Source organism: Cupriavidus sp. 01L415 (assembly GCF_056400065.1).
Map to the genome: position 1 here is coordinate 106,849 of NZ_JBFTSP010000005.1, position 16,488 is coordinate 123,336.

The following is a 16,488-nucleotide window of genomic DNA, read 5'->3' on the forward strand; positions in this document are numbered from 1 at the left end:
CAGCGTCAGGTACGGTCGGTGCGGAAGTAGAGCAGGGCCAGCGCGGGCAGCGCAAACCCGATCCAGCTCGCCAGCGGCCAGCCGCCGCGCGCAAAAGCCCAGGCACCGACCGACGACCCGATGGCGCCGCCCACGAAGAAGATGGCCATGTAGAGGCCGTTCAGGCGGCTGCGATGCTCGGCCGACAATGCGAAGATCGCACGCTGGCCGATCACGAGATTGGCCGACACGCCGAAATCCAGCAGGATGGCCGCTGCCGTCAGAGCCAACAGAGACAGCAGCGAGCCCTCCGTGCCTGCGCGACTCAGCAGGAACGACCCGGCGCCAATGGCCAGCGCGATGGCGGTCATCTGGCGGCTGTGGCCCCGGTCGGCATAGCGGCCCGCCATCGGTGCGACGATCGCACCCGACACGCCCACCAGTGCAAAGATGGCGATGCCGGTCTGCGACATGTGGAATGCTGGCCCCGCAAGATACAGCGGCGCCGTGGTCCAGAACATGCTGAACACGCCGAACAGGCTGGCCTGATACAGCGCACGGCGGCGCAGCACCGGCTGGGTGCGCAGCAGATGGCCCATCGAACCGATCATCTGCACGTAGTTGACGCCGGGCGCCGGCTGGCGGCGCGGCAGTTTGCGCGCCAGCACCACACCCAGCAGCACCATCGCCACGGCGGACGCGGCAAAGATCGTGTGCCAGCCGAACAGGCCCGACACCAGGCTGGACACGGGACGGGCCAGCATGATGCCCATCAGCAAGCCGCTGGTGACATTGCCCACGGCACGGCCGCGCGCATGGTCGGGCGCCAGGTGCGCCGCAAACGGCACCAGCACCTGCACGGCCACCGAACACAAGCCGATAGCACACCCGGCAATCAGGAACACGCTTGCGTGGCTGGCCAGTGCGGCCGCCGTCAGCGCCACGGCGCAGCCGGCAATCAGCGTCAGGATCAGCTTGCGGTTTTCAACGATGTCGCCCAGCGGCACCAGCAGCACCAGTCCGGCGCAGTAGCCCATCTGGGTCAGCGTGACGATCAGCCCGGCGATCTCCGGCGACAGTTGCAGCGCCCGGGCGATCGGGCCCACCAGTGGCTGGGCGTAGTAGAGGTTGGCGACGATCATGCCGCAGGCGGCGGCCAGCAGCGGCGTGATCCATGCGGCGGGCTGGGTGGTGCCTTCGGTGGCGTCCTGGTCGGTACGTTGCGCGGTGGCGGGGGTCATGAGGCTTCCTGAACGGACTTGCGGGCCGGCAGGCCGTCATGCTTGTTTGGGGGGACCGCTGGCCGGCAAAGACGGAATGCAGCGTGCGGGGCCGGGGACGAGCGCGATCGGTTGCCGCGCCATCAAGCGGCCGATTCTACCTGGAGATAGATAGGGGCGTCGGGCGTAGGGTCTTGGGCCGGCTACGGGTCCAGGTCGTCATCGAAGCGGAATTCCTCCTGCACCGCGGCAGGATCATCGCCTTGTTCGCCGGCCGGCATCAGCGCACTCACGCGTACGCCCAGCAGCCGGATCCGGCGCTCCAGCGGAATCCGCTTCAGGCACTCCGTGGCACCGCGCCGGATTGCCGCGCCGTCCGCGGTATGCGCGGTCATCGTCAGGTCGCGCGTCACGGTACGGAAATCATCAAAGCGCAGCTTGATCCCCACCGTTCGCCCCACGTAGCCCTTGCGGCGCAGATCCTCCGCCACGCGCATGCAGAGCTTGGTGAACGATTCCGACAGCAGTGGCCGGTCACCGCGCGGGTGCAGGTCGCGCTCGAAGGTGGTTTCGCGGCTCATCGACTTGGGTTCGTGGCTCACCACCACCTGGCGGTCGTCGCGCCCGTGCGCCACCTCCACCAGCCAGCTTGCGTAGTTGCGGCCGAAGTGCGCCTGCAGCAAGCCCTGATCCGCCTCGGCCAGGTCGCCGACGGTGTCGATGCCAATGGCCGTCAGCTTCTCCGCGGCTTTCGGACCAATCCCATTGACCTTGCGCGCCGCCAACGGCCAGATGCGCGTGGGGATGTCGGCCGGGGTCAGGATAGTCAGGCCATCCGGCTTGTCGAGTTCGGAGCCGATCTTGGCCAGCAGCTTGTTGGGTGCCACGCAGATCGAACAGGTCAGCCCGGTGGCCTCCCTGACCGCCGCCTTGATGCGCGCGGCGACATCGCGGGGTTCGCCCGGCACATCGGTCAGGTCGATATAGATCTCGTCGATGCCGCGGTCTTCCACCTCGGCCGTGAAAGTACGCACGGCCGCCTTGAACAGCCCGGAATAACGCCGGTAGGCATCGAAGTCCGTCGGCAGCAGGACCGCGTCCGGCGCGAGCCTGGCGGCTTTCATCATGCCCATCGCCGAGAACACGCCCAGCGCCCGGGCCTCGTAGGTGGACGTGGTCACGACACCGCGTCCTACGTAGTCACGCAGGCGTGCATAGCGGCGCGAGCCGTCGGGCAGGGTTTCCGGAATGGCGTTGCGGCCGCCGCCGATCACCACGGCCTGGCCACGCAAGTCGGGATAACGCAGCAGTTCGACGGACGCATAGAAGGCGTCCATATCGAGATGGGCGATGCGCCGGGTGGTCGGGGGCATGAAGGTAAGGGGGCGCGTCGATACTGTATAAACGTACAGTATAGTGCGTCAGCTTCTGTATGCCGAGTGAGTGCCGGGTGAGACGTCAGAACGGCACCACAACAATCATTAGCCGCAAAGATTGATCGATCTATTTTTCAAGAGCTCTGATTCTTGATATCGATAGCGGAAAGCCGGTTGCGCCGCGAGATCCACATTCCCTCCATCGCATAGATGGCCAGCGATACCCAGATCAGCGCATAGCCGAGCTGCTTCTGGGCGGGGAACGGCTCGTGCCAGAGCCAGATGCCCAGCAGCAGTTGCAGGGTGGGGCCGGCGTACTGCAGCAGCCCCAGCAGCGACAGCGGAATCCGTCGCGCGCCGGCGGCAAAGAACAGCAGCGGCACGGCCGTGACCGGGCCGGCCATCAGCAGCAGGAATTGCGTACCCGGCGCTGCGGCGCGGGTGGTGTCCTGTCCGGTCAGAAACAGAAATCCCAGCGAAACGAGAGCAATCGGAAACAACAGGAGCGTTTCCAGCGACAGCCCCTCGAGGGCACCCAGCGCGCCGGTCTTGCGCAACAGGCCGTAGCCGCCGAACGTGGCCGCCAGCGCCAGCGCGATCCAGGGCAACTGGCCGGCGGATACCGTCAGCCACAACACACCTGCCGCGGCGATGGCAATCGACAGCCATTGGCCGGGGCGAAGCCGCTCATGCAGAAACAGCACGCCCAGCAGCACACTGAACAGCGGGTTGATGAAGTAGCCCAGGCTGGCATCCACCACGCGGTTGGCGGAAACCGCCCAGATATAGAGGAACCAGTTGCCGCAGAGCAGCGCCGCGCTGGCGGCAAACCCCAGGATCAGGCGCGGATTCCCGGCCACCTCGCGCAACCAACCGAAATGGCGCCGCCACAGCAGGATTGCGCCCAGGAAGACGAGCGACCACACCATGCGGTGCAGCAGGATCTCGATCGGCGCCACGCCGTGCAGGGACTTGATGTAGAGGGGCAGCAAGCCCCAGATGATGTACGCGAGCAGCGCGTAGAGGATGCCGATTTGCATGGGAATGTCCGGTAAGTGCGGCGGATTCTACCGGGGATGAAAAAAGCCCGTGCGCGGGGCACGGGCTTTCCTCTTTCCTGCCAGGTCGCCCCGGGGCGGGGCGCTCGGCTTACAGCTTGTGGGTGAAGCTGAACTGCGAGAATGCCTGCTCGGCCACGTTGAACCAGGCGGCCTCGTTGTTGCGGAACACGCGCCAGTCGTCGTAGATCTTCTTGAACGACGGGTTCTTGGCGGTTTCGTCCGCATACGCTTCCTGCGTGGCCTTGAAGCAGGCCTCCATGATCTCCTTCGAGAACGGACGCAGCTTCACGCCGTTTTCCAGCAGACGAGCCAGCGCCTGCGGGTTCACGGTGTCGTACTTGGCCATCATGTTGGTGTGCGCCTCGATGGTGGCGGTCTCCAGCGCGCGCTTGTACTGGGCCGGCAGCTTCTCGAACGCCGGTGCGGAGGCGTAGAACGACAGCTGCGCGCTGCCTTCCCACCAGCCCGGGTAGTAGTAGTACGGCGCCACCTTGTAGAAGCCGAGCTTTTCGTCGTCGTACGGGCCCACCCATTCGGCGGCGTCGATCGTGCCCTTTTCCAGCGCGGGGTAGATGTCACCACCGGCAATCTGTTGCGGCACCACGCCCAGGCGCGACAGCACCACGCCGGCAAACCCGGCAATGCGGTACTTCAGGCCTTGCAGGTCGGCCACGGTCTTGATTTCCTTGCGGAACCAGCCGCCCATCTGGGCGTTGGTGTTGCCGCCCAGGAAGTTGACGATGTTGTATTCCTTGAAGAACTCGCGCATCAGCTTCATGCCGTTGCCCTGCATCATCCACGCGGTCTGCTGGCGCGCGGTCAGGCCAAACGGGACCGTGGTGTCAAAGCACAGCGTCGGATTCTTGCCGAAGTAGTAGTAGCCGGCCGTATGGCCGATCTGCACGGTCTGGTTCTGCACCGCGTCCAGCACCTGCAGGCCCGGGACGACTTCGCCGGCGGCAAACACCTTGATGTTGAACTTGCCATCGGTCAGTTCCTTCACGCGCTGCGACAGCAGCTCGGCGGCCCCGAAAATGGTATCGAGCGACTTGGGGAAGCTGGAGGCCAGGCGCCATTCCACCGCGGGATTGCTGCCGACCACTGCCGGCGCCGCGGGGGCGCTGGCCGATGCGGCGGGAGCCGCCGGCTTGTCTTCCTTGCCACATGCGGCAAGTGCCCCGGTAGCGGCCACAGCCGATGCTTTCAACAGGAAGGAACGACGTTCCATTGACATCTCCTCTTATAAATATGTGTGCATGCTTTACCCGTAAAACGGGGCCCGCCGATTATAGCGGTGGCGTTTTGTGCACGGGGCCCCGCCAAAGTCCGGGTTTTCGCTAATCGGCGTACTTATGCAACAGGGGGACGTGGGCATGCCCCAATTGCGGGCCTCGCTAGGTTTCGTATTGTGAGAAGTGGCAAGGTTTGATGGATTTTGTAACCCGGCTTGCGGTCCAAATGGTCGCCTGTTAAAAACAGACCCCTCGTCTGGGGCCTTTGTCCGAGCCCGTCCTGTTGTTTTCATGCTGCATTCCGCTCCGTCTTCCTCCCGCCCGCATCCCCGTCGTCTCACGTTCGCCGTCCTGGCCGCGTGGGGGCTGGTGGCCTGCGCGCAAACCGGCAGCACGGTAGCGCCACCCCCGCAGATCGTCACGCCCGCCGTGCCGCCCGTGGCTTCGGCCGCCGCCACTGGGGCCACTCCGGGGGCCAACTCCAGCACCCCTTCCAGGGCCACATCGGCAACCACGTCCGCTACCGTGCCGGCCGCGGCAACGTCCGCAGCGGCGGCCGATCCGCTGGGAGACCTGATCCGCGCCGCGGGTACGACGACTGCAAGCGACAACACGGCGACAGCGGACACGCCCGGCACCGGCGACGCAGCGGCCACGGCAACGGCCGCCGATGCAGGGACGCCGGCGGCAGCGCCAACCACCACGGCCGCAGCCGACGCCAGCACGGACCCCGACTTTGTCGGCCCGCCCGAATCGGCGGCTCCACCACCGCCACCACCACCCCCGCTGGTCCTGTTTCCGCATCGGCTGGGGGAATTCCCGGCCCAGCAAGCCCTGGAGCAGGCAGCCGAAGCGCGCGATTCCCGGGATACCGCTGAAGCGGGTACGCCGTCGGATGCGCCTCCTGTCCTGCGTTCACAGTTGCCAGCCGACGATCCCGCCGGCGATTCGGTCTGGCGGCTTGGCTACAGTGGTCGCGCGGCCGTGGAGGATCGCTCCAGCATGCAGCGCGCCTGCGCAGGTGGAGGAACCCCGTCTACCGGGTTCGGCAGGGGGCTCGCGTGCACGAGCAGCGGCGAGGTGAAGATTCGCGAGTCCCTGGTCGATATCGGCGGCGGTGCCCAGGTCCAACTGGTGGCGCACGCCAAGGGGACCGATGCGACGTCCATCAACGGCAATGCCGCCGCCGTGGACCCCTATGCACTGGTTCCGCAGTTCTATACCGCCGTCAGCGGCCTTTCCGGATTGTCGGTGCTGGACGGTGCCAGCGTCTGGGCCGGCCGTCGGGACAGCAATCCGTTCCTGATGTCATCGGGACTGTTGCCACCCAATTCGCCGTCGATGCGCTTTGGCGTGGACAACGCCAAGTTGGGCGATTTCGGCCTGAGCTACCAATACACCGCGCGCAACGATCTGAACGGCGCCAACCTGCCGAGCTATCACAGCGTGCGCACGGCGCCGATCGGCACCAACGACAAGGGTTCGGTCCAGCTCGGTTTCACGCGCGTGGAGCCGCTGCCCCAGATCGTGGACACCGGTAGCGCCTGGTGGGCGTCGGCCATGCACGAGCAGAAGGGCGTGCTCTTCGGCACCAACCGCCTGGGCGTGCAGTACGGCCAGGGCTCGCGCACGGCCATGACGGGCTACACGGGGATGGGCACATCGCTGTCGCGGGTGCGCCTGGCCGAGTCGATGGAATGGAAGGGACGATCCGGCATCGGCGGGTCGGTGGAGTCGAGCCTGCAACTGGACCGTTCCGCCGTCGGCACGCTCCAGTGGGCCGCCACGCGCGTGCGGCCGGCCTATGTGGCCAGCGACCAGTTCCGCCTGACCTTCGAGGTGGCGCATGACCAGATCTCGTCGGGGTTTGGCGTCGGCGGACAACGTACCGCGCTGACCGTGGCGCCGACGCTCACGCTCGGCAAGTCCGCGGGCAATGCCAATCTCCGCGCCTTCTATACCTACAGCCGCGCCAACGACGTGGACGGCATCACCTTTGCCGCCCCCGCGGACACGTGGGCGTCTCAAGCCAGCGGCTCCATCTTCGGGGTCCAGCTCAATCGGCGCTGGTAGTTCCGCCGGCAGCCCCGCCGGTGGCCCGCTTGAATCCCTTCCATGCCTTCGCCTCCGGTGCGCGCTGCGGCGCGACCGGCTGGCGGCACATCCAGTGAAACAGCCACGTGGCCGTGAGCGCTCCGCCGGCTTGCGCCAGCACGAAGGCGGGCACATCGGCCGGGCGGATGCCGGCGAACGTATTGGTCAGCGCGCAGGCTATCGTCAGCGCAGGGTTGGCGAAGGACGTGGATGACGTGAACCAGTATCCGGCCGTGATATAGCCGGCCACCACAAACGGCACCAGGCCTGGCCGCGTGCGGGACGTGCCGATGACCAGCCCGATCAGGCCGAACGTCGCCAGGAATTCGCTCCACCACATCGGCGCCCCGGTACGCGCCTGCGTGGACCAGTTCAGCAAAGGCTCGCCGAACATTGCGTGCGCGGCCATCACCCCGACGATTCCCCCAGCCACCTGCACCGGCACATAGCGCAGCGCATCGCGCGGCGCCAGGCTCCCCTGTATCAGCCCCGAAAGGGTGACGACGGGATTGAAATGCCCGCCCGAGACCGGCCCCAGCGACACCAGCAGTGCCACCAGTCCGGCGCCGGTCGCCAGCGCATTGCATAGCAACGCCAGCGCGGTATCACCAGCCGCCAGCCGCTCGGCGCGAATCCCCGATCCCACGACGATTGCAATCAGCAAGGCCGTACCCAGGCCTTCGGCCACCAGCCGGCGGGCAAGCGTCGTCATGGGTGCCGGGCCGCCATGGCGGTAGTGGGGGTGAGAGCGGTGAGACGAAGGCGGGTCATCGAAAGGGCGCGCAGGAGGGCGAAGGAAGGGACAAAAAGAAGGCAGGAATCGACCGCGCAGTGTTCCGCGCCAGCCCAAAGCGCGTCAATGCGCCGCGGCGATGTTGTGAACGAACACGCGGTATCGAATCGGCCACGCCTCGGCAAGATCTCCCCGCTAACGGCAGGCAACTCGTTCGATGACATCGAACGTCAGCGCCAACTCGTTCGCATGGCTTTCGGATCGTGGTTGCCCAGAATGTATTCACACACCCACCACATCCCTGGAGAACACCATGCAACGCTTCGCAAACAAGACCGTACTCGTGACCGGCGGCAACAGCGGTATCGGCCTGGCTGCCGCGCAGGCTTTCGCCGCCGAAGGCGCGCGCGTCGTCATCACCGGCCGCGACGCGGCCACGCTGGAGTCGGCCCGTGCCACGCTGGGCACCGGCGCCATCGCCATTCGCAATGAAGCGGGCTCCGTCGATGGCGCCCGCGACCTGGCCCGACAACTGACCGAAGCCGGCGTGCGCCTCGATGCCGTCTTTCTGAACGCAGGCGCGGCCAGGTTCGCCGCCCTTGAAGATGTTCAGGAATCGCTCTGGGACGAAGTCTTCAACGTCAACGTCAAGGGCCCGTACTTTCAGGTGCAGGCCCTGACGCCGCTACTGAACAAGGGCGCGTCGATCGTGATCAACGGTTCGATCAATGCCCGCATCGGCATGCCGCAGTCGTCGGTGTATGCCGCCAGCAAGGCCGCGGTGATTTCGCTGGCCAAGACACTGTCGGCGGAACTGCTGCCGCGCGGCGCGCGCGTGAATGTGGTGAGCCCCGGCCCGGTCACCACGCCGCTGTACGGCAAGCTGGGTCTGGATGCCGAGACGCTGAACGCCACGGCGGCCCAGATCCTGAGCCAGATCCCGCTCGGCCGATTTGGCGAACCGGCGGAAGTGGCCTCGACCGTCCTCCATCTGGCGGCCCCGGAATCGGCCTTCATCGTCGGCACCGAGATCATCGTCGACGGCGGCATGAGCCAGCTGTGATTCGCAACGATCCCGCACAGGAGAGAACCATGAGCCATGCACAGATCGCGTTTGTCGTGCGCTTGCCCGCCCGGGCCGAGTTTCGCGAGGAATTCGAGGCCCGCCTGCTGGGTGTCGTCGAAACGATGGCGAAGGAGCCGGACTTCGTGAACACAACCATTCACAAGTCGGCCGAAGACCCCGACACCTACGTGCTGTACGAGACGTGGGCCTGTTCCCAGGAATATTTCATGACCCATCACCTCAGCAAAAATTACCGCCGCGAATATGAGGCAGCGCTACCGCGCTTGCTGAAGGCCCCTCGGCAGATCGACTTCCTGGTGCCGACCCAGGCATTCGTCAAGGCGTAACACGCCGAATGCGGCACATAGCGAGCCCGTAGCCGATGGTTGCGGGCTTATTTTATTCAACCAAATAATCAGCGCATCAAAAATATAACGAAATAAATTCTTCGCACTGATATCCCTATTGCAGATTGTTCCGCATCACCAGCAGCCACGGCATATGGGAGTTCGTAAAGGCGTCGAGCTGGCCGGCATCGTTCAGGTCGATGACGTCCATCGATACCGATTGCTGGACATTGCCGCCGATGGCCTTGACGACGCGCGCGGACGGGTCGACCTCCACCACGATGTCGCAATGCATCGGCGTGGTGCCAAAGCCGATCTCGGCAGGACTCTCGAGGTACTTGTCACGGCCCCGTGGGGCACAGATCAGGTCGCCAGGCCGTGGCAACGCAGGCGTGGGTACGATATGGAACGCGGGGCGCGGCAGCTTGCCGTCACGCGCATCCACCACGTACATCGAATGTGACTGGCCGGTCAGGAACTGGTCATTGTTGAGGCCGGCCTTGCGCATGACCCAGGAAATGAACACGGCCGACCAGGCCCAGGCCCCTTGGGTGACCTGACGGCAGGTTGGGGCTTCCCCCACGATGCCCCAGTAGCGTTGTGCCATGGCGCAGCCCCGCTGCGTGGACTCCATGCCGGTGCCGTCCGGGAAACGCACGCAGTTCGCGTCGCGTCCATCTTCGTCGGACTCCTGGTCTGCCGAGGCCTGTCCGTTCGCGTCCACCGCATTGGCGTTACCGACCAGGTCCTCCAGCACGGGTGGCGGCAGCGGGCTTTGCGTCACACAGGCCGAATCATCCCGGCCAATGCGAACGACCTGATCCCCCCATTTGTGCCATTCCAGCAAGGCGATCTCGACAATGCGCTCGCGCGGCGTGGCACCAGGTGTCGTGGCGACGCGTTGATAGTCGGGGAGGGGGATGGCCTGCGGACGCGCGGTCCGGGGCGGGGAGGTGGTGCAACCACAGAGCACGGCCAGGGCAACCGCGCTCAGAAATGCCTGCGCAAGCGCCTGTGGAGAAAGCTGTGGAGCCTTGTGTGGAAAGCGCTGTGTATAACGCTGTGGAAATCTGTGCGGCAGCAAGCGGGGCAGCATGTCAGGTCCACGACTCCCGGCACCCGACGGCCCCAGTACCGGCCACGTCCAGGCGCCTTTTTTCAGACAATTGCGACGGCCATCCGGCAGGCCCTGCCGGCTGTGCAGTTCTGCGCGCACGTCGGCGGGAAAACCGTTGTGGATAACGTCCCCCGCCTGGCGCACACCTGCGCCTTTTCTGGCGTCCGGTGGCGGCACGGCGGGGTCATGCAAACCGGGCGATCGAAGGCGCCCGCCAGCATCACTGGTTGACGGCGTCCTTGAACTTCTGGCCAGCCTTGAACTTCACGGTCTTCGCGGCTTCCACCTTGATTTCCTCGCCGGTGCGCGGGTTGCGCGCCATGCGCTCGCCGCGCTCGCCCTGGCTGAAGGTGCCAAAGCCGATCAGGCTGAGGGTGTCGCCCTTGGCCACGGCGTCCATGATGGCGCCCAGGGTCACGTTGAGGGCCTGCTCTGCCTTGGCCTTGGTCAGACCGTCCACGCCAGCTGCAATCGCGTCGATCAGTTCGGTTTTCGTCATGCTTCACTCCGTATCGAGTTGAAAAAACACTGACGCCCTGCCCAGGCGTTCCACGCTGGAACCCGCCCCGGCCAAGACGCCGCGGGCCACATCATACCGTGTCGGGCAAGCCCGGCCGGGAACACATTGTTACGCCGGCTCTCCGCGAAGCCGCGCCAGATGGCGGCTGGCGGGTTTTCAGCGGGTTTTGCGGGGCTTTGGCGCAAGGACGATGTGATAGCAGAGGCCCATGGAACGCATGGTGCGGTATACGGCATTTCCGCGACTGGAATGGTCAGGAGGAGGCAGAGGGCCTCAGCAAGCCCCGGAGGGCGTATACGTCCCCCAGGGTCATGCCAGCCCCGTAAACGTCCCTGAGCCCCTCTGAGCGCGTCCAGACGCCCCTGAATGGCCGGTGCCGGGTGGCGGGGGTGGCACAAGCATTCCATTGCACCACGCCAACGGCAAATCTCGACAACATGGCGATGTCGGGTCTACGGCATATCGGCTGCCAATCGTCGGGCCAATCGCCGGCCAATCACCGGTATACGCCGACCCATCGACCGCTGACCCACCGACAACCATCGCGAGCCGATCAGAGCCATTGGGCAGCCATGTCTCGCCAGCCCCAGCTCGATGCCGTGCTGCCCGTTTTTTAACCGGCTGCATTCGAGCGGGTATACCGGCCGGCGAGCGAAAGCGAGGTATACGCCGGGCGTTCTTTGCCTCCTCCTTCTCTCGTGCTTTCGGTTTACGTATTTCTTTTCATGTATACAAATAGTAGTGATAGGTAAACAAGGTGCTTTTCTGTGGATAACCACGTATACGTCAATCGGATCAACCGTTTACGTATACCGAAAGCGCAGGGATGGCGTGTTGGTCGGCGTGGATGACTCAGCCATCGGGATGAGGTGTACCCGAAACCCCCTCCGACTTGTTCCTGATCCATCCCCATCCCAGCCCCAGGCAGCCCACACCAAACGCGCGCGTTTATCCACAGATTTCGGCCTGGTTATCCACATCGCGGGTTGAGGGGTATACGCGAAATACGTGGCATTTCCCCCGCGCCGATGAGGTCGCCGGGTGTGTTGTATACGTCGTTCGGCGGGTATCATCCGGTTCGCGCCGGGCTGGACCGGCCATCCATCGTTGACGGGAAAACGGATATGTCGGAAAAGGCCAGGGACGGCAAGGACAAGAAGGCGGGCAAGAAGAAGACCGCCAGCGATCGCATCGAAGTGCGCCAGTCAGGTGTGCACGGAAGGGGCGTATACGCGATTGGCGCGATTGCCGAAGGCGAGCGCGTGATCGAGTACAAGGGCGAGCACATTTCCTGGAAGGAAGCGCTCAAGCGGCACCCGCACGATCCCACCGACCCGAATCACACGTTCTATTTCAGCCTGGAAGACGGCAACGTCATCGACGCCAAGTTCGGTGGCAATCGTGCGCGCTGGATCAATCACGCCTGCGCCCCCAACTGCGAGGCACGCGAAAAGCGCGGCAAGGTCTACATCCATGCCCTGCGCGACATCACAGCTGGCGAGGAACTCTTCTATGACTACGGTCTGGTGATTGACGCCCGCTATACCCGCAAGCTCAAGAAGGAATACGAATGCCGATGCGGCAGCCCGGAGTGCCGCGGCACGATGCTGGCGCCGAAGGAAAAGAAGGGCAAATAAGCCTGCGGGGCGGCACGGCGGGCGCGCCGTCAGGCCGTGGTGCTACCGGGTGCCTCGCAAGGGATCCGGATCACGAAGCGCATCGACGCCCGGCGGGGCGCGGGTTCCGCTGAAGGCGCTTCGTCATGACCACCGTGGGTGGCCACCGCAGGGGACGGTGCCAGCGCGGGCGCGGGCACATCCTCGATGCAGATCGTGCCCTGGTGCAGCGTGACGATCTCGTGCACGATGGCCAGCCCAAGGCCGGCGCCGCCCGGCGCGGCCTGTTGCACCGCCTGGGCTCCCGGGGTGTGATCGCCACGGAAGAAGCGCTTGAACACCTCACCGCGTCGCGCCGGCGGGATGCCCGGTCCGTTGTCTTCCACCATCACCACGGCCATGCCACGATGGCCCATGGTCTCGCCACCGGCGCGCACCGTGATGCGTCCGCCGGCCGGCACATACTTCACCGCGTTATCGATCAGGTTGGAAAGCGCCTCGCGCATCAGCAAGCGGTTGCCGCGCACCACGGCCGGCGCGCTGCCGGTAAAGGTAGGGCCGGGCAGGATCTCGAAGCCCAGGTCCACGCGACGCGCCAGCGCCTGCGGCACCCACTCGGCACCGATCTCGAACGCCAGCCCGGCCAGGTCGAAATGCTCCACGGGCCCAAGTCGCTCCAGCGACAGCCCCGGCTCCGCGCGTGCCAGCGACAGCAACTGGTTGGAGAGCCGCACCGCGCGATCGGCCGCCGTCTGCACCTCCCGCAGCGCGTGGCGCGCCACGTCTAGCGTATCGGCTTCCATGGCGCGATCCGCGTGCAGCTTGACGGCGGTCAGCGGCGTGCGCAGCTGGTGGGCGGCATCGGCGATGAATTTGCGCTGCGCGTCGAGCGCATCACGCAGGCGCGACAGCAGGTCGTTCAGGCTGCGGATCAGCGGTTCCACCTCGGCCGGCACCTGGGTCTCGTCCAGCGCGGCCATCGATCGCGCGGTTTGCCGGTTGAGCTTGTCCGTCAGGATCTGCAGCGGCACCAACTCTTCCTTGAGCACGTGCGACAGGATCATGCTGCCCACCAGCAGGAGCAGGATGAGCGGCACCGACATCGAGAGCAGGATTTCATTGGCCGCCGTTTCGCGCCGGTCCAGCAATTCCGCCACTTCCACGACGATCGGCCCGCGCGGCACGGTGGCCTCCGCGCTGGTGCCGAGTTCGTCCGATGCCGAGCTGGGCAGACTGACGGGTAGCCGCACGGCCCGGACCTGCCGGCCGCTGAACCACGCATAAAAGAGCCGCGCGTCATGGAGCGAGGTCTGGCCCGTGCCATAGCCAAGCCACGTATCCATGCCACCGATCAACCCGTCCGGTCCGTGGATGCGCCAGTAGATGCGGTCGCTGCCTTCCGCTTCGACGAGCGTCTGGGCAATCGTCGGGATGTCCTGCTCCAGGCGCGGCCCGGCAATGCGGATCTGCTGGGCGATGTTGTTCGCCACGCCATAGAGGGCCCGGTCGAACACCTGCGTCGTGTAGTGGGCGGCCAGCCAGTAGGAGAGCGAGCCGCTGGTCAGCACCAGTGCGAACAGCGGGGTGGCCAGCGCGCGCAACAGGTGGACGCGCAGGCTGGGATTGGACGACACGCGCGCATTGGCCTGGCCGCGGTTGCGGCCGCTACGGCTACTCCGGCGGCTGCGCGCGCGCGTCCCCGTGGCGGGCGGATCGCCGGCCGGTGCGGAAGAGGACGATTGCGAGCGCGGCCACATGGCGGATGACTACGTTGGTTGGGACGCGGCGCGGCGCGGCCGCATCCGCGACATACGGGAATCAGTGCCCGGCACGAATCTGCAACAGGTAGCCGAAGCCGCGCACGGTGACGATTTCGACATCGGCATCCTCAAGCTTCTTGCGGACGCGGTGCACATAGACCTCGATGGCCGTGTCGCCGACGGTATCGCCGCCTTCGCCGGCCGGATGGGCAAACGTAGCCAGGTGATCCTGCATCTGCGCCTTGCTCACCACGCGGCCCTGCCGCTGCAGCAGCAGTTCCAGCACGGCGAATTCGCGCGGCGACAACTCCAGCGCACGGCCGTCGACGAACATGCGGCGATCGTTACCGGAAAGGCGCAGGCGGCCCAGGCGCACATCGCGCTCCGGTGCAGCTTCGCCATGCTGGCTGCGGCGCAGCAGCACGCGCACGCGTGCTTCCAGTTCGGGCAGGGCGAAAGGCTTGACCAGGTAGTCGTCGGCGCCGGCATTCAGGCCGGAGAGCTTGTCTTCGAGCTCGTCGCGGGCGGTCAGGATGATGACGGGGGTGGTGCGATTACGGGCGCGGTAGCGCGCCAGCAGCGTCATGCCGTCGATGCCGGGCAGGCCCAGGTCCAGGATGACGAGGTCATGCTGCTCCCGCAGCAGGTGATCGGTGGCGTACACGCCGTCGTGCACCACGCGTACCTGGTGGCCGGCGCGGGACAGTCCGGCTTCCACGCCGCTGGCGATTTGACGGTCGTCCTCGATCAGCAGGATACGCATGGCAGGGGGCTCGGGCAGGCAGTGTGGCAATGCCGGCGATTGTACAGGGCGGCACCGCGGCCTGCCTTTCAGTTGCCCTACAGCTGCAGCGTTCCTGCGGGAGCTCCAGCCGCCGCCCTGATGGCCCGGAGGGCGGCCTGCGGCGACCGTTATTTCCCGACCGGTGCCTCAGCGGGCCAGGCCCGCGGCAGCCTGTTCGATGAAGCGGGCCAGGTCGATATCGCGCTGCGTCAGCCCGTTGGCATCGTGCGTGGAGAGCGTGATGTCCACACGGTTGTAGACGTTGAACCACTCGGGGTGGTGATCCACCTTGTCGGCGTGCAGCGCCACGCGCGTCATGAAACCGAACGCGGCGTTGAAGTCGGCAAACTTGAAGGATTTCTGGATGGCGTCGCGGTCCTGGACAGCGGTCCAGCCGGGCAGTTCCGCGAGCAGGCTCGCGCGGGCTTCTTGCGAAAGAGGCGTCATGATGGGCTCGATCTGATAGGTCATAAACGACAAGCGCCGGCCCGCCTGGTCCGCCGGGCCCTGAGGGCGGGCGCCGCTGGCGGCCGGGCATGCCGGCATTGTTTCACAAAGCGGGGTGGGCGGCGGGGCTTAGATGTCGTCGCTGTCGGCCCAGCCTTCGCGCGTGCCCACGTGGATGACGCGGTCGCCCTCGGCGATGTCGCCGGCGCCCAATGTGGGCAGCGCGCTCAGCTCCGGGTACAGCGCCGTGAAGTCCGGGCGCGTGGCATCGAACAGCTGTTCGAAACTGTCGATCACGAAGTAGGTCTTCTGGAACGTGTCGATGCGGTACCGGGTGCGCATGATCCGGTGCAGGTCAAAGCCGATGCGGTTCGGGCTGGCCGAATCGAGGCTGTAGATCGATTCGCCCTGGCTGGACAGGATGCCGGCGCCAAAGATGCGCAAGCCCTCCGGGGTGCGGATCAGGCCGAATTCCACGGTGTACCAGTACAGGCGGGCCAGCATGTCCAGCGCGCCCAGTTTGGCGGCCTTCAGACCGCCCTTGCCATAGGCCTCCATGTAGTCCGCGAAGATCGGGTTGATCAGCAGCGGCACGTGGCCGAACACATCGTGGAAGCAGTCCGGTTCCTGCAGGTAGTCCAGCTGCTCGGGCTTGCGCATCCACCAGCTCGCCGGGAAGCGGCGATTGGCCAGGTGGTCGAAGAACACCTCGTCCGGCACCAGCCCGGGTACGGCCACCACCTGCCAGCCCGTGGCGCGCATCAGCGTCTCGTTGAGCTGGTCGAACTCCGGCACGCGGTCGCGTTCCATGCCCAGCGTGGCCAGCCCCTGCAGGAATTCGTTGCAGACGCGGCCCTGGAGCATTGATGCCTGGCGTTCGTACAGCCGGCGCCACATCGCATGATCGGTGCTGGTGTAGCGATGCACCGGTTGGGCGATGGTGAAGTCCGGGCGCAGTTCCTGGCCGGACAACAGGCCTTCCTCGAACTGTTCCTTGAGCTTCGCGGTCAGGGTGCCGGCAAAGTTGCCGGACGCGGTGTCCTGGGGGGCGGCCGATGGGGTCATGTCTTGTGTCTCCAGTCATGCGGGTTTTGTGCATAGTCTAGCGATCAGTGCGCGCGTTCTGGCCGCAAAAT

15 protein-coding genes are annotated in these 16,488 nt (G+C 65.7%); 4 read left to right on the forward strand and 11 right to left on the reverse strand.

The genetic code is table 11. The annotated features are described in order from the left end of the window. Positions 1-5: 5 nt before the first annotated feature. The 4 genes from AC1DOX_RS11945 to AC1DOX_RS11960 form a co-directional block, all read right to left on the reverse strand. Positions 6-1,220 carry an MFS transporter gene (locus AC1DOX_RS11945; protein ID WP_441618827.1) on the reverse strand — a complete coding sequence of 405 codons (1,215 nt, stop codon included), beginning with the start codon at positions 1,218-1,220 and terminating at the stop codon, positions 6-8. Between the two features lie 182 nt (positions 1,221-1,402). Next, a complete protein-coding gene (dinB, locus tag AC1DOX_RS11950; RefSeq protein WP_441618829.1) occupies positions 1,403-2,572 on the reverse strand; it encodes a DNA polymerase IV in 1,170 nt (389 codons plus the stop codon). A gap of 137 nt (positions 2,573-2,709) precedes the next feature. Next, on the reverse strand, positions 2,710-3,615 hold the full coding sequence (gene rarD, locus AC1DOX_RS11955) for an EamA family transporter RarD (protein ID WP_441618831.1): 906 nt from the start codon (positions 3,613-3,615) through the stop codon (positions 2,710-2,712). Positions 3,616-3,724: 109 nt separating this feature from the next. Beyond that, entirely contained in the window at positions 3,725-4,864 is a 1,140-nt protein-coding gene (locus AC1DOX_RS11960; protein ID WP_441618833.1) for a TRAP transporter substrate-binding protein, read from the reverse strand. Positions 4,865-5,159: 295 nt separating this feature from the next. Between AC1DOX_RS11960 and AC1DOX_RS11965 the strand changes: the two genes are divergently transcribed. Continuing rightward, positions 5,160-6,941, forward strand: coding sequence for a carbohydrate porin (locus tag AC1DOX_RS11965; RefSeq protein WP_441618835.1), 1,782 nt, complete (start codon positions 5,160-5,162; stop codon positions 6,939-6,941). Here AC1DOX_RS11965 and AC1DOX_RS11970 read toward each other — a convergent pair. Beyond that, positions 6,925-7,674, reverse strand: coding sequence for an aquaporin (locus AC1DOX_RS11970; protein WP_441618837.1), 750 nt, complete (start codon positions 7,672-7,674; stop codon positions 6,925-6,927). The two genes, AC1DOX_RS11965 and AC1DOX_RS11970, sit on opposite strands and share 17 nt — an antisense overlap. Before the next feature lie 334 nt (positions 7,675-8,008). Between AC1DOX_RS11970 and AC1DOX_RS11975 the strand changes: the two genes are divergently transcribed. Together AC1DOX_RS11975 and AC1DOX_RS11980 are read left to right on the forward strand one after the other, a co-directional pair. Beyond that, positions 8,009-8,758 carry an SDR family oxidoreductase gene (locus tag AC1DOX_RS11975; RefSeq protein WP_441618839.1) on the forward strand — a complete coding sequence of 250 codons (750 nt, stop codon included), beginning with the start codon at positions 8,009-8,011 and terminating at the stop codon, positions 8,756-8,758. Between the two features lie 29 nt (positions 8,759-8,787). Beyond that, positions 8,788-9,108 carry a putative quinol monooxygenase gene (locus AC1DOX_RS11980; protein ID WP_441618841.1) on the forward strand — a complete coding sequence of 107 codons (321 nt, stop codon included), beginning with the start codon at positions 8,788-8,790 and terminating at the stop codon, positions 9,106-9,108. Between the two features lie 115 nt (positions 9,109-9,223). On the opposite strand, the gene AC1DOX_RS11985 is transcribed toward AC1DOX_RS11980, so the two are convergent. Both AC1DOX_RS11985 and AC1DOX_RS11990 read right to left on the reverse strand, forming a co-directional pair. Next, positions 9,224-10,204: a DUF2272 domain-containing protein gene (locus AC1DOX_RS11985; RefSeq protein WP_441618843.1), complete on the reverse strand. Its 981-nt coding sequence runs from the start codon at positions 10,202-10,204 to the stop codon at positions 9,224-9,226. A 241-nt stretch (positions 10,205-10,445) separates the two neighbouring features. Continuing rightward, positions 10,446-10,724, reverse strand: coding sequence for an HU family DNA-binding protein (locus AC1DOX_RS11990; RefSeq protein ID WP_017227089.1), 279 nt, complete (start codon positions 10,722-10,724; stop codon positions 10,446-10,448). A 1,145-nt stretch (positions 10,725-11,869) separates the two neighbouring features. On the opposite strand from AC1DOX_RS11990, the gene AC1DOX_RS11995 reads away from it, so the two are divergent. Further along, positions 11,870-12,382 (forward strand): SET domain-containing protein, encoded by a 513-nt coding sequence (locus AC1DOX_RS11995; RefSeq protein WP_092138431.1) that lies wholly within the window; start codon positions 11,870-11,872, stop codon positions 12,380-12,382. A 29-nt stretch (positions 12,383-12,411) separates the two neighbouring features. Here AC1DOX_RS11995 and AC1DOX_RS12000 read toward each other — a convergent pair whose 3' ends face one another. The 4 genes from AC1DOX_RS12000 to phhA form a co-directional block, all read right to left on the reverse strand. Next, complete coding sequence (locus tag AC1DOX_RS12000; protein ID WP_441618846.1) at positions 12,412-14,118, reverse strand: sensor histidine kinase; 1,707 nt, start codon at positions 14,116-14,118, stop codon at positions 12,412-12,414. A gap of 61 nt (positions 14,119-14,179) precedes the next feature. Beyond that, positions 14,180-14,884 carry a response regulator transcription factor gene (locus AC1DOX_RS12005; RefSeq protein WP_092138433.1) on the reverse strand — a complete coding sequence of 235 codons (705 nt, stop codon included), beginning with the start codon at positions 14,882-14,884 and terminating at the stop codon, positions 14,180-14,182. 168 nt (positions 14,885-15,052) lie between these two features. Then, entirely contained in the window at positions 15,053-15,352 is a 300-nt protein-coding gene (locus tag AC1DOX_RS12010; protein ID WP_092138623.1) for a 4a-hydroxytetrahydrobiopterin dehydratase, read from the reverse strand. A 129-nt stretch (positions 15,353-15,481) separates the two neighbouring features. Then, positions 15,482-16,417 (reverse strand): phenylalanine 4-monooxygenase, encoded by a 936-nt coding sequence (gene phhA / locus AC1DOX_RS12015; RefSeq protein ID WP_441618849.1) that lies wholly within the window; start codon positions 16,415-16,417, stop codon positions 15,482-15,484. Between the last annotated feature and the right edge of the window lie 71 nt (positions 16,418-16,488).